Annotated in this window: 7 protein-coding genes; 6 read left to right on the top strand and 1 reads right to left on the bottom strand. The window is 72.9% G+C overall.

Annotated features, from left to right (window positions below; all coding sequences use genetic code 11):
- Positions 1–124 precede the first annotated feature (124 nt).
- The 3 genes from ACSURM_RS10860 (at position 125) to ACSURM_RS10850 (ending at position 5,901) form a co-directional block, all read left to right on the top strand.
- Positions 125–2,587, top strand: a complete 2,463-nt coding sequence (locus ACSURM_RS10860; RefSeq protein WP_436954803.1) for an ATP/GTP-binding protein — start codon at positions 125–127, stop codon at positions 2,585–2,587.
- 85 nt (positions 2,588–2,672) lie between these two features.
- Entirely contained in the window at positions 2,673–4,250 is a 1,578-nt protein-coding gene (locus ACSURM_RS10855; protein WP_436954802.1) for a PucR family transcriptional regulator, read from the top strand.
- A gap of 205 nt (positions 4,251–4,455) precedes the next feature.
- Positions 4,456–5,901, top strand: coding sequence for an aldehyde dehydrogenase family protein (locus ACSURM_RS10850; RefSeq protein WP_436954801.1), 1,446 nt, complete (start codon positions 4,456–4,458; stop codon positions 5,899–5,901).
- 199 nt (positions 5,902–6,100) lie between these two features.
- Here ACSURM_RS10850 and ACSURM_RS10845 read toward each other — a convergent pair whose 3' ends face one another.
- Positions 6,101–8,935, bottom strand: coding sequence for a glycoside hydrolase family 3 C-terminal domain-containing protein (locus ACSURM_RS10845; protein ID WP_436954800.1), 2,835 nt, complete (start codon positions 8,933–8,935; stop codon positions 6,101–6,103).
- Positions 8,936–9,285: 350 nt separating this feature from the next.
- On the opposite strand from ACSURM_RS10845, the gene ACSURM_RS10840 reads away from it, so the two are divergent.
- Genes ACSURM_RS10840 through ACSURM_RS10830 form a run of 3 tightly spaced genes read left to right on the top strand, consistent with a single transcriptional unit; the run spans position 9,286 to position 12,928 of the window.
- Entirely contained in the window at positions 9,286–10,971 is a 1,686-nt protein-coding gene (locus ACSURM_RS10840; protein ID WP_436954799.1) for an extracellular solute-binding protein, read from the top strand.
- Positions 10,968–11,984, top strand: a complete 1,017-nt coding sequence (locus ACSURM_RS10835; protein ID WP_436954797.1) for an ABC transporter permease — start codon at positions 10,968–10,970, stop codon at positions 11,982–11,984. Before ACSURM_RS10840 ends, ACSURM_RS10835 begins: the two co-directional genes overlap by 4 nt.
- Complete coding sequence (locus ACSURM_RS10830; protein WP_359046251.1) at positions 11,981–12,928, top strand: carbohydrate ABC transporter permease; 948 nt, start codon at positions 11,981–11,983, stop codon at positions 12,926–12,928. The genes ACSURM_RS10835 and ACSURM_RS10830 overlap by 4 nt, the downstream gene beginning before the upstream one ends.
- Positions 12,929–12,966: the final 38 nt, after the last annotated feature.

Genomic DNA, 12,966 nt, shown 5'->3' with positions numbered 1-12,966 from the left:
GTGGACATAGCCCGCCCGGACCGCTGTGGCCCGCTTCGGCCGTGTAAGCGGTGAACTCCCCTTGCCGGGGCGTTAGATTGGCTCGCTGATGGCGGACGGAACGGCTGGTCAGGGGGCAGGGTCGATGGACACCGACGGCACACGGGACGCACGCGAAACGCCTGCGACACCGGTACCGCACCCGACGGGGCCCCGGGACGCGCCTGCGGCACCGCCGGGCACGCCGTCGTCGTACCGAGGCTCCGCCGTGCCGCCGCGTCCGGCGCGGGCTCCGCACGTGCCCGGGGCGGACAGCCCTCCCCCCTACGCCCCGCCCGCCGCGCCGCCCCGCTCACCCGTCGCCGACTGGCTCGACGAGCCGCGCCCCGCGGTCGGGCCCGGCGTCTGGCGCTACGGCTACCGGCGACCCAAGGCCACGAGCCAAGAGCAGCGCCTGGCCCCCGTCACCATCGTCGGCTTCTTCGTTCCCCTGGCGGCAGGGCTCTTCCTGTGGTCACTGTGGCGGCACGGCAGCATCCCCTATCAGTGGGCCGTCCTGAAGTTCTTCACCCCGGACGACTGGTGGTGGGCAGGGACCACGTCACCGAAGAGCTACCAGGGAGTCGAGGCGATCACGGTCGCCGACGGCGTGGCCTTCGCCCTCATCGTCTTCGCCATGGCGCGCCTGGGCAGCTGGTCCGACGTCATCCGGCACGTCGTCACCCGCCGCCCACAGCCCGCGCGCGCTTGGATCGCGGCGTTGGGCGCGCTCATCGCGCTGGCCTTCGTCTTCCCCGGCGCCTTCGGACTCGGCTGGGACCCGCTGCCCGTTCAGCATCCGCTGTTCTCCCTCATCGTCCTGATCACCGGCGGCTACAAGGTGTTCGCGTCGGTGCTGTTCACGGACGCGCTGTACGCGCTCATCACCGCGCTGGTGCTGTGGCCGTTCGCCCGGATCGGCGGCTGGTGGGCCCTCGCGAAAGAGCTGATCGCGGCCCGTACTCGTGCCAAGGGCGTCCAGAGCGCCGAGCCCCGTGTGGAGCGGCGGCCGTCCCACTGGCCCGAGCTGCGGGAAGCCGGTCAGCACCAGGCCGCGGACGTGCTCACCACAGAGGTGCACGCGGGCCGGATGAACGACGTGGACTGCGCGAGGGTCGGCCACATGTGGACCGCGGCCCGGGCCCGCGCGCGACTCTCCCCCTTCACCGAGGCGGTGCTCCGCGACGGCGCCGCCGCCTGGACCCATCCCTCCGGCGCCCGCGACCTGCCGGGCCGGTCCGCCCGCCACGATCTGCTGACCGGCCAGGTCCGCATCGGGCAGTGGGCCGCCGGAGAACGTACCCCGAGCGCCTACGGGGGAGCCGGAGCGGCGCTCGGACCCGACACCCTCGGCACCTCGCTGCTGGCGGTGGGGCCCTCCGGCTCCGGCAAGACCCGTCATTTGATCGGGCCCGTCGTGGAGTCGCTCGGCCTGCAGGCCCTCGCCGGGCAGTGCTCGGTCGTCGCCGTCTGCGCGGCCGGCACGCCGCTCGGTCCCGACTCCGCCTACGACGTCGTCGTACGCCTCGGAGACCCCGCGTCCGTGTACGACCTCGACCCCTACGCGGACTCCGACGACCCGGACGAGGCGGCGGCCTTCCTGGCGGAGGGGCTGGCCGGCGACCTGGACGTGGTCAGCGGGCAGCGGTCCGTCACCGCCCTGGCCCAGCTCCTCGGCCCCTACCGGGCGGCGTACGGACGCTTCCCGACGCTGCCGCAGCTCCGGGAGCTGCTGGAAGGCGATCCGTCGGTCCTGGCCGCGCTGCGCGCCGCGCTCGCGGGGGACGAGCACTCCCTGATGCGCCGCGAGCTCGACGCGCGCGCCCGGCAGTCCGGCGGCGCCGGCGATCCCGGCCCGGTTCTGGCCGACCGCCTGGCCGTGCTGGACCGGCCGGCGTTCGCCGCGTTCTTCGGCGCCGACCGGGGGCAAGCCCGGCCGTTCTCGCTCCGTGCCGTCGCCCACCATCCGCTGCGGGTACGGATCGACCTACCCGACCGCGGATACGACGAGGCCGCCCGGCTGATCACGCGGTTGCTGCTGGCACAGTTCGGTGCCGTGGCGATGGCGGGCGAACGGAGTCACTTCGCCTGCCTGGTGCTGGACGACGCGACCGGTGCCGTGACGGCCGAGTCGGTCCGCCGCATCCAGCGCCTGCGCTCGCGCAACGCCGGCGTGGTGCTCGCCCTGCGTACCGTCGGGGACGTGCCCGAGGCGCTGCACGGACCGCTGTACGCGGCCGTCGGCTGCCGCATGGCCTTCTCCGGAGTCACCACCTGGGACGGCAGCCGGTTCGCGGAGGCCTGGGGCACCCAGTGGGTGGAGACGCGCGACGTGGCCCAGCACACCGTCTTCGCGGACCAGCCCATGACCCGCGCGATCCATGCCCTGCGCAAGCTGGTGACCGGCAAGGCGGTGACGACGGAGGCCGTCACCGTCCGTCAAGTGGAGCGTGAGCGGTGGTCCGCGTCCGAGTTGGCTCATGGGGTGCCGCCGGGGCACGCGGTGTTGTCGTTGACCACCGTGCGCGGCGAGCACGCGCCGCCGCTGCTGGTCGATCTGCGGGGGTGAGCGGTCGTACGGTGAGGCAGAATCGGGGTGGGCCGTTCATACACCGCGGCCAAAAGATCACCGGATCCCTCACCGTGAAGGCCCCATGCCCCCGACTCTCGCCTCGCTCGTCAACCACTCCGCGCTGAAGCTGACCGTGCGCGCGGGCGAGGACCACCTCGACGTGCCCGTCCGCTGGGCGCACGTCAGCGAGCTGGCCGACCCCGTGCCCTACATGGAGGGCGGCGAGCTGCTGCTGATCACCGCGCTCAAGCTGGACGCGGAGGACCGGGAGGCCATGCGGCGGTACGTGCGCCGGCTGGTCGGCGCCGGTGTCGTCGGGCTCGGGTTCGCCGTCGGCGTGAACTACGACGAGACGCCCGAACCCCTCGTCGACGCCTGCGCGCAGGAGGGCCTGCCGCTGCTGGAGGTGCCCCGCCGCACCCCGTTCCTCGCCATCAGCAAGGCCGTCTCCGCGGCCATCGCCGCCGACCAGTACCGCGCCGTCACGGCCGGCTTCGCCGCCCAGCGGGAGCTGACCAAGCAGGCCCTCGGCGCCGGCCCCGAGGGCGTCCTCGGCGCGCTCGCCGCCCAGGTCGACGGCTGGGCGGCGCTCTACGACGCCTCGGGCGCCGTCGTCGCCGCCGCCCCGGAGTGGGCCGGCCGGCGCGCCGCCCGGCTCACCGCCGAGGTGGAGCGGCTGCGCGAACGCCCCGCCCCCGCCTCCTCCGTGGTCGGCGGACCGGACCACGAGGACCGGGTGGAGCTGCACAGCCTCGGCACCGGCCGCCGCCCCCGCGCCGCGCTCGCCGTCGGCACCGCCGCCGCCCTCGGCACCGCCGAACGGTACGCCGTCCACTCCGCCATCGCCCTGCTCACCCTCACCACCGAACGCTCCCGCTCCCTGCACGCGGCCGAGCAGCGCGTGGGCGCGGCGGTGCTGCGCATGCTGCTCGCCGGGGAGCCGGACCACGCCCGGGCCGTCGCCGGCGACCTGTACGGCGCGCTGCTGGACGCACCGTTCCGGATGATCGTCGCCGAGTCCGCGTCCGGCCCGGCCGGCGAACACCTGGGCGAGCTCGCGGAGACCGTGGAGTCCGCCGCGGCCCGGGCCGGGGAGGCCGTGCTGGTGGTGCCCGAGGGGGAGCGGCTGGTGGTGCTGGCCGCCGACGAGGGCGCGGCGGTGGCCGCGTGCACCGCCCACGCCGCCGCGCGCGAGGCCGAGCGGGCGCGGCCCGAGCAGGGGCGGGCGGACGAGGACGGCCTGGTCGTGGGCCTGTCCGCGCCCACCGGGCCCACCGCGGCCTCGGCGGCGTACAAGCAGGCCGAACAGGCGCTGTCGGTGGCGCGGCGGCGGGGCCGGGTGTTCGTGGAGCACGAGCAGCTGGCGGCCGGGTCGGTGCTGCCGCTGCTGGCCGACGACGCGGTGAAGGCGTTCGCCGACGGGCTGCTGCGGGCGCTGCACGAGCACGACGCCACCGGGCGGGGGGACCTGGTCGCCTCGCTGCGGGCGTGGCTGTCCCGGCACGGCCAGTGGGACGCCGCCGCGGCCGACCTGGGCGTCCACCGGCACACCCTGCGGTACCGGATGCGGCGGGTCGAGGAGATCCTCGGGCGCAGCCTGGACGATCCCGACGTCCGCATGGAGCTGTGGCTGGCGCTGAAGGCGACGACGACGGAGTGACCGAGGGCCCCTTGTCCCTCCGGCTGCGGTCACCGCACCGGTGCCTGTCCTTCCGGCCGCCGCCCCGCGCCGATTACCTCGCCAAACCGGCGCACCCCCCGCAGCGACTGCTACGACTCGGACAAACGACCCCCGGCCGCCCCCGCCCTACCGTGGACCACGCAAGCCAAGCACACCCCCAACGCGGAAGGGCCGGGACTCGTACATGACTTCCACCCATGCCTTCTGGCTCGCCGGCCGCCAGGTCACCGGCGAGGACAGCTTCGACGTCACCTCCCCGTGGGACGGCCGGCTCGTCGGCTCGGTCAGCGTGCCGAGCGAGGCCCAGGTCGAGGAGGCCGTGGCCGCCGCGTACGCCGTACGGGACGAGTTCGCCGCCACCCCGGCGCACGTACGCGCCGCCGCCCTGGACCACGTCAGCAAGCGGCTGGCCGAGCGCACCGAGGAGATCGCCCAGCTGATCTCCGCCGAGAACGGCAAGCCGATCAAGTGGGCCCGGGGCGAGGTCGGCCGCGCGGTCTCGGTGTTCCGGTTCGCCGCCGAGGAGGCCCGCCGGTTCAACGGCGGCGAGGCCCAGCGGCTGGACACGGACGCCGGCGGCCAGGGCCGGCTCGGGCTCACCCGCCGCTTCCCCAAGGGCGTCGTGCTCGGCATCGCGCCGTTCAACTTCCCGCTGAACCTGTGCGCCCACAAGGTCGCCCCGGCCATCGCCGCCGGCGCCCCGATCATCCTGAAGCCGGCCCCGGCCACCCCGCTGTCCGGCCTGATCCTCGGTGACCTGCTCGCCGAGACCGAGCTGCCGGCCGGCTCCTGGTCGATCCTGCCGGTCCCGAACGACCGCATGCCCGCCCTGGTCCAGGACGAGCGCCTGCCGGTCATCTCCTTCACCGGGTCCGACAAGGTCGGCTACGCGATCATGGACTCGGTGCCGCGCAAGCACTGCACCCTGGAGCTGGGCGGCAACGGCGCCGCGGTCGTCCTCGGCGACTACGCCTCCGACGCCGACCTGGACTGGGCCGCGACCCGCATCGCGACCTTCTCCAACTACCAGGGCGGCCAGTCCTGCATCTCGGTGCAGCGGGTGATCGCCGACGCGTCGGTGTACGACCGGCTGCTGCCGCGCATCGTCGCCGCCGTCGAGGCCCAGGTCACCGGCGACCCGTCCGACCCCAAGACCGATGTCGGCCCGCTGGTCAGCGAGGACGCCGCCAAGCGCGTGGAGTCCTGGGTGGACGAGGCGGTCGCGGCCGGCGCCACCCTGCTCACCGGCGGCGAGCGGGACGGCGCCACCTACGCGCCCACCGTCCTCGCCGACGTCCCGGCGGACGTCACGATCGCCTGCGAGGAGGTCTTCGGCCCCGTCCTCACCGTGCGCAAGGTGGACGGCGAGGAGGAGGCGTTCGCCGCGGTCAACGACTCCAAGTTCGGCCTCCAGGCGGGCGTGTTCACCCACGACCTCCAGGTCGCCTTCCGCTCCCACCGCACCCTCGAGGTCGGCGGTGTGGTGATCGGCGACGTCCCGTCCTACCGCGCCGACCAGATGCCGTACGGCGGCGCCAAGCAGTCCGGCGTGGGCCGCGAGGGCGTCCGGTACGCGATGGAGGACTACACCTACGAGCGCGTACTGGTCCTCACCGGTCTCGCGCTCTGACCTGCCACGGACAGGTCAGGAACAGAACGGCCGCAGCCCACTGTGCGGGGGCTGCGGCCGTTCGCATGTGCGGGGCACCAGACCCTGTTAATGGGAACCGTTTTCAGCTAGCCTGGTGGTGGACCGCCGATCCGAAGGGGCCCGGTGCCGCTGCCTTCCGGTGCCGGGCCCCTTCCTGGTGCCGGGCTTCTCCGGACCCTCAACCGGAGAAGCCGACGTGCGCGAGCCGGACGGGGCCGCGCAGTCCGAGGCGGACGTCGTGGACGCCCTCGGCGGTGAGGGCGGTCGAGAGGGTGGTGTAGGCGTACGGGCCCGCCGTGGGGGAGTCCAGGGTGAGCGCCGCCAGGGCCGGGCCGCCGTCCAGGGAGATCTCCACCGTGCCCTCGCCCGCCACCCGCACGGTCACCTCGCGTATGCCGGTGCCGAAGTCGCAGGATGCGTAGACCAGTTCGGCCGTCGTGCCGTGTGCCGGGGTCACCGCGTCGCCCGCCGTCTTCGTGCGGTCCACGATCGCCGCGCCGGACTGCTCGTCGAAGTCCGCGGCGGCCAGGCCGTGTTCGCGCACCGCGCGCGGGGCCGGCGGCTCGCCGTCGAGGCGCACGGTCGTCCGCAGCCGCACGTCCTCGCTGGACGCGCCCAGCAGCAGCTCGTACGGGCCCTCCTCCAGCCGCCACGCGCCCCGCCGGACGTCCCAGAACTCCAGTGCGCCGAGCGGGATTTCGAAGGAGACGGCGGCCGTCTCGCCGGGGGCGAGGGTGATCCTGCGGTGCGCCAGCAGCTCGCGGCGCGGGCGCGGCACCGACGGCTGGACCGCCCGGCCGTAGAGCTGGACCACCTCGTCCGCCGCCCGGTCCCCGGTGTTGGTGACCGCGCACTCCACGAGCACCGAGTCCGCCGTCACGCGGGCGGCCGGGCCGGTGTAGGCGAAGGAGGCGTACGACAGGCCGTGGCCGAAGGGGAAGAGCGGGGTGCCCTCGAAGTACAGGTAGGTCTGGCGGCTGCCGATCACGTCGTAGTCGAGCAGGCCGGGCAGGTCGGCGTCGGCCGCGTACCAGGTCTGGGGCAGCCGCCCGGCCGGACAGACGTCGCCGGCCAGCACCCGGGCCAGGGCCGTGCCCGCCGCCTGCCCGCCGTGCGCCGTCCAGAGCACGGCCGGCAGCCGGGCCGTGTCCACCGCGTACGGGTACGCCGACACCAGCGCCAGCACCGTGCGCGGGTTGGCGGCGCGGGCCGCGTCCAGCAGCCGCCGCTGGTGCTCCGGCAGCAGCAGGGTCGTACGGTCCTCGGTCTCCCGGCCGTTGATGTGCGGGTCGTTGCCCGCCACCACCACGACGACGTCCGCCCCGGCCGCCGCCCGGGCCACGGCCTCCTCGCCCCGCTCGACCGTGACGACCTCGAAGACATCGCCCTCCTCGGCAACCTTCACCCCGTCGGCGGCGACCCGTACCCGGCGGCCCGTACCGAGGTGCTGGAGGAGGTGACCACCGGCGTGTGGTTCCAGGCGGAACGTCTCCCGCACGACCCAGCCGCCGGGCTGGTCGGCGGAGGCGCGCACGAAGCCGTCCTCGGCGACCGAGAGGTAGCGGCCGTCGGGGGCGCGCAGGGTCAGCACCCCCTCGCCCCAGTCGACCAGCGCGAACTCGCTGCCGGTGGCGTCGGTGGTGAGCGGCGGCAGATCGGTGCGCCCGGACAGCAGCGCCGGGTCCAGCGCGCCCTCGGCACCGCGCGCCCGGTCCGGGGCGTCCGCCGCCGGCACCGCCAGGAACGCGCCGGACGCCGTCCGCAGCCGGACGCGGTCCACGCCCTCCGCGAACTCCACTCGCCGCGCCCCGAACCGCTCGTACAGGCCCTCCAGCGGGGTGGACCGGCGCAGGAAGCTGCCGCTGTACCAGTCGAGCTTGCACTCGTCGGCGAGCGGGCCGACGACCGCGATCCGGGTGTCCGGGGCCAGCGGCAGCAGGTCGCCGTCGTTCTTCAGCAGCACGATCGCCTGCTCGGCGGCCTCCTGGGCGAGCGCCCGGTGCTCCGGGGTGTCGAACGCGCCGGTGGTCGCGTGCGGGTCCCGGTCCGGGTCGAACTCGCCGAGCCGGAACCGTACGGAGAGCTGGCGGCGCACGGCGGCGTCGATGTCCGCCTCCGTCAACAGGCCCCGCGCCAAGGCCCCCTTGACCCGCGCGGTGATCGGCGAGCCGTCCGTGCCGTGGTCGGTGAAGCTGTCCACGCCGGCCAGCAGGGCCGCCGCGGTGGCCTCCTCGTGGGTGTCGAAGTAGTGCTCGGCGTCGACCAGGTTGGACGGCGCGCCCGCGTCCGAGCAGACCAGCAGCTCCTCGTCGGTCCAGGTGCGCAGATGCTCGCGCAGATACGGGGAGACGTGGTTGGGGCGGCCGTTGACCAGGTTGTAGGCGGGCATCACCCCGGCCACCGCGCCCGCCCGGACCGTCTCCCGGAAGGCGCGCAGGTCGTACTCGTGCAGCACCCGCGGGCGCACGGAGGCCGACGAAGTGGCCCGGTCCGTCTCGTTGTTGTGCGCCAGCCAGTGCTTGAGCACGGGCGCGGTACGCCAGTACAGGGGGTGGTCGCCGCGCAGGCCCCGGGTGTACGCCGTGGCGATGGCGCTGGTCAGCTTCGGGTCCTCGGCGTAACCCTCCTCGTTGCGGCCCCACAGCGGGTGGCGCAGCAGGTTGACCGTGGGCGACCAGACGTTCAGGCCGACGCGGTCGTCCCGGGCGCGCATCGCGCGGGCCTCCCTGCCCACGGCCTCGCCGATCCGCCGGACCAGCTCCGGGTTCCAGGTCGCGCCGAGGCCGACGGCCTGCGGGAACACGGTCGCCGGGCCCATCCACGCCACCCCGTGCAGCGCCTCCTGGCCGGTGCGCCAGGCGGCGACGCCGAGGCGCTCCACGGCGGGCGCGAACTGGTGCAGGAAGGAGATCTTCTCGTCCAGGGTGAGCCGCCCCAGCAGGTCGTCGACGCGCTTCGCGAACGGCAGACGAGGATCGCGGAAAGGCGGTGCGGACGGCGAGTCAACGGTCACGAGCGATTCCCCTTGCGCATGGAGCGGCTGACGCTTTCGAAGCGCTTCGATGCTCAATGCGCCGGAGCGGGGTGTCAAGGTGCCGGTCCGAAACAGGGCCGGTATGTCTCCGGCAAGGCGAGGCGCGGAGCGAACTACGAGGCCCTCCTGGCATCTGAGGAAACTTGGGATCGACCCTTGTGCGCCCCCAGGTGTTCACTTAACCTCGCAGCAACATCGAAGCGCTTCGACGGCTGTCCACGCCCCTCGCGCTTCCGCTCAACCGATCCACCGCTCGGCCGATCCACTGAAGACACCGCGACCGACGGCCCGCCGCCGGGTGTCCCGGTGCGCCATGAAGGGTTGACGCAATGACGCCGAACGCCGCCTCCTCCGCCCCCAGCAGGAGAAGCTTCCTCGCCTCCACCGCGGTCGCCACCGCGGCGGTGGCCGGCGGACTCCCGCTGCTCACCGCCTGCGGCGGCGGGCAGGAGGGCCGCAAGGAAGGCACCACCTCGGGCAAGGCGGCCCGGAAGATCCTCCCCGCGTACGTGGCATCGAGCGTCGTCGCCCCCGACATCCCCGCGAAGAACGGCTCCTCGGCCGGCTTCACCAAGGCCATCGCCCCCGACCGGCTCAAGACCTCGGTGCCGAGGAAACTCGGCAGCGGCGGCGAGCTGACGATCATGGCACCGCTGTGGGGCACCCCGCCGGACAACGGCAACCCGTACTACACGGCCATGAACGAGGCCATCGGCGTCAAGACCAGGTGGCAGAACCAGGACGGCAACACCTACGACGAGAAGCTCGGCGCGATCCTCGCCTCCAGCGACATCCCGGACGTCGTGGTCGTCCCCGGCTGGAACCTGAACGGCAAGATCCCCAACGCCGTCAACGCCAAGTTCGCCGACCTCGGCCCCTACCTGTCCGGCGACAAGGTCAAGGACTACCCCAACCTCGCCGCCGTCCCCACCGACGCCTGGCAGCGCTGCATCTTCGGCGGACAGCTGCGCGCGATCCCGCTGCCCGGCTCCTACGTCCCCAACATCGCGCCCTTCTACCGCAAGGACGTCTTCGACGAACGCGGCTGGCAACTCCCCAGGAGCACCGACGAATTCCTCGCCTGGGCGAAGGAGGCCACCGACGCCAAGGGCGGGGTGTGGGCCTGCTCCGACATGAAGTGGACCGCGTTCAACGCCTTCGGCGTCCTCAACGGCGGTGACAAGGCGCTGTGGTGGAACCTCCGGGGCGGCAAGCTGATCAACCGCATCGAGACCGAGGAGTACCTCGAAGCCCTGGAATGGGCCCGCAAGCTGTTCGCCGCCGGGGTGGTCCACCCCGACGACAAGGCCGGCAAGACCGCCAACCCGGCCGGTACCCGCTTCACCGCGGGCAAGCTGCTCGTCTACAACAACGACCTGTCCGACTGGTTCGGCAAGACCTCCGAACAGCACGCCCAGAACCCGGACTTCGAGATGGCCGCGATGGACATCTTCACCCACGACGGCGGCGACCCCGTGCTGTGGGCGGGTCAGCCCTGCAACATCTTCACCTTCGTCAACCGGAAGGCGTCCGAGCAGAAGATCAAGGACTTCCTCGCCATCGCCAACTTCTGCGCCGCCCCCTACGGCACCAAGGAGCGGCTGCTCGCCGAATACGGCGTCGAGGGCACCGACTTCACCCTGGACAGGAAGGGCGTGCCCACCAAGACCACGAAGGGCGTCAACGAGGTCCTCGGCGCCTTCGACTACACCGGCAAGCCCGCCGCCTACGTCGCCCACCCCGACTTCCCCGAGGTCACCCGGGGCATGGTCGAGTGGCAGCAGCGCATGGGCGCCTTCACCAAGAAGTCCTCCTTCTACGGCCTGACGATCACCGAGCCGGGCCGCTGGTCCAACCTCGCCGACGACTTCGAGCAGTTGGAGGACGACGTCGTGCGCGGCCGGAAGAAGATCGGCGACGTGCAGCAGGCGGTCTCCGAGTGGAAGAAGCAGGGCGGCGACGACCTGCGCGACTGGTACCGCGAGCTGCTCGACACCACCGGTTCGGCGCGGTGACCAGCACGGTCCCCCGCAGTGGCACCGGGGCGAAGCGGAAACCGGCGGCGTCCGGCGGCGCCACCGGCCGCCGGGAGCGGGCCCCGCGGGTCGGCCTGCGCACCAGGCTGCGGCGCGACCGCACCCTGATCCTGATGACCCTGCCCGTGGTGCTGCTGCTCCTGGTCTTCAACTACGTCCCGATCCTCGGCAACGTCGTCGCCTTCCAGGACTACGACCCCTACCTCAGCGACAACGGCTTCATCGCCGTCTTCCAGAGCCCCTGGGTCGGCCTGGAACAGTTCGAACGGGTCGTCCAGGACGCCGGGTTCTGGCACGCCGTGCGGAACACGTTCGTCCTGTTCCTGCTCCAGCTGGTGCTGTTCTTCCCGATCCCGATCGCGCTGGCCCTGCTCATCAACAGCGTGGTCCGGCCCCGGGTCCGCGCCGTCGCCCAGGCGGTCATGTATCTGCCGCACTTCTTCTCCTGGGTGCTGGTCGTCACCGTCTTCCAGCAGATCTTCGGCGGCGCCGGCGTCCTCGCGCAGGCCCTGCGCGAACACGGGCACCCGGGCTTCGACATCATGACCGACCCGGCGGTCTTCAAGTACCTGGTGACCGCCGAGATGGTCTGGAAGGACGCCGGCTGGGGCATCATCGTCTTCCTCGCGGCCCTCGCCGCCGTCCCCCACGACCTGTACGAGGCCGCCGCGATGGACGGCGCCGGGCGCTGGCGCCGCATGTGGCACATCACGCTGCCCGCGCTGCGCCCGGTGATCGCCCTGCTGCTGGTGCTGCGCGTCGGCGACGCCCTCACCGTCGGCTTCGAGCAGTTCCTGCTCCAGCGGCAGGCGGTCGGCCCGGACGCCTCCGAGGTGCTGGACACGTACGTGTGGTGGAACGGCATCCGCAACCAGGACTTCAGCTACGCGGCGGCGGCCGGCCTGATCAAGGGCGTCGTCGGACTGTCCCTCGTCCTCGTGGCGAACAAGGCGGCCCACCTGATGGGCGAGCAGGGGGTGTACAAGAAGTGAGCGCCGTGGTCGACCGGCCGGTGCCGGAGGGCGTGCGCGAGCGGAGCCGGTGGGCCGCGCCGCCCCGGCCGGTCTGGGAGGAGGAGCCGGCGAAGGCCGGGCTCGCCGCGAAGGGGCTGGTCCTCGGGATCGCGTGCTTCGCCGTGCTCTTCCCGCTGTGGATCGTCATCGTCACCAGCCTGTCCCCGAAGAAGGTCATCGACGACACCGGCGGGCTCGTGGTGATCCCCAAGGGCATCACCTTCGTCGCCTACCAGGAGCTGCTCGGCGGCGGCCAGGTGCAGCGGGCCGCGCTGGTCAGCGTCGGGGTGACCCTCGTCGGCACGCTGTTCAGCATGACGGTGTCGGTGCTGTGCGCCTACGGCCTGTCCCGCCGGGACTCGCTGGGCCACCGCTGGATCCTGATGACGCTGCTCGCCACGATGTTCTTCGGCGCCGGGCTCATCCCGACGTACCTGCTGGTGCAGGCGCTCGGCCTCACCGACACCTATCTGGCGCTGATCCTGCCGAGCGCGGTGAGCGTGTTCAACATCCTCGTGCTGCGCGGGTTCTTCATGGGCATCTCGCCCGAACTCGTGGACAGCGCGCGGATCGACGGGGCGGGGGACTGGCGGATCCTGTGGCGGATCGTGCTGCCGCTGTCCCGGGCCGTGCTCGCGGTGATCACGCTGTTCTACGCGGTCGGGTACTGGAGCGCGTGGTTCAACGCGTCGATCTATCTGACCGACCAGAAGATGATGCCGCTGCAGAACGTGATGATCCAGCTCGTGCAGAAGCAGGAACGGCCGGTGGGGCTGTCGGCCCAGATCAACACCGGGCAACTGTCGCCGCTGGCCGTCCAGATGGCCGTGATGGTCCTGGCCCTGCTGCCGGTGGCCGTCCTCTCGCCGTTCGTCCAGAAGCATTTCCGGAAGGGGATGCTGACGGGGGCGGTGAAGGGGTGACCGGGGCGCCCATGGAAGGGGGCGGTGCGGTTCGTCGG

The sequence above is a fragment of the Streptomyces sp. SudanB182_2057 genome, from assembly GCF_964272715.1.
In the GTDB taxonomy this organism is placed as follows: Bacteria; Actinomycetota; Actinomycetes; order Streptomycetales; family Streptomycetaceae; genus Streptomyces; species Streptomyces rubradiris.
This window is presented reverse-complemented; position numbering and strand designations above follow the sequence as displayed.

Coding starts and splice junctions, on each gene's coding strand:
- ACSURM_RS10860 (WP_436954803.1), top strand. CDS start 125: ATGGACACCGACGGCACACGGGACGCACGCGAAACGCCTGCGACACCG.
- ACSURM_RS10855 (WP_436954802.1), top strand. CDS start 2,673: ATGCCCCCGACTCTCGCCTCGCTCGTCAACCACTCCGCGCTGAAGCTG.
- ACSURM_RS10850 (WP_436954801.1), top strand. CDS start 4,456: ATGACTTCCACCCATGCCTTCTGGCTCGCCGGCCGCCAGGTCACCGGC.
- ACSURM_RS10840 (WP_436954799.1), top strand. CDS start 9,286: ATGACGCCGAACGCCGCCTCCTCCGCCCCCAGCAGGAGAAGCTTCCTC.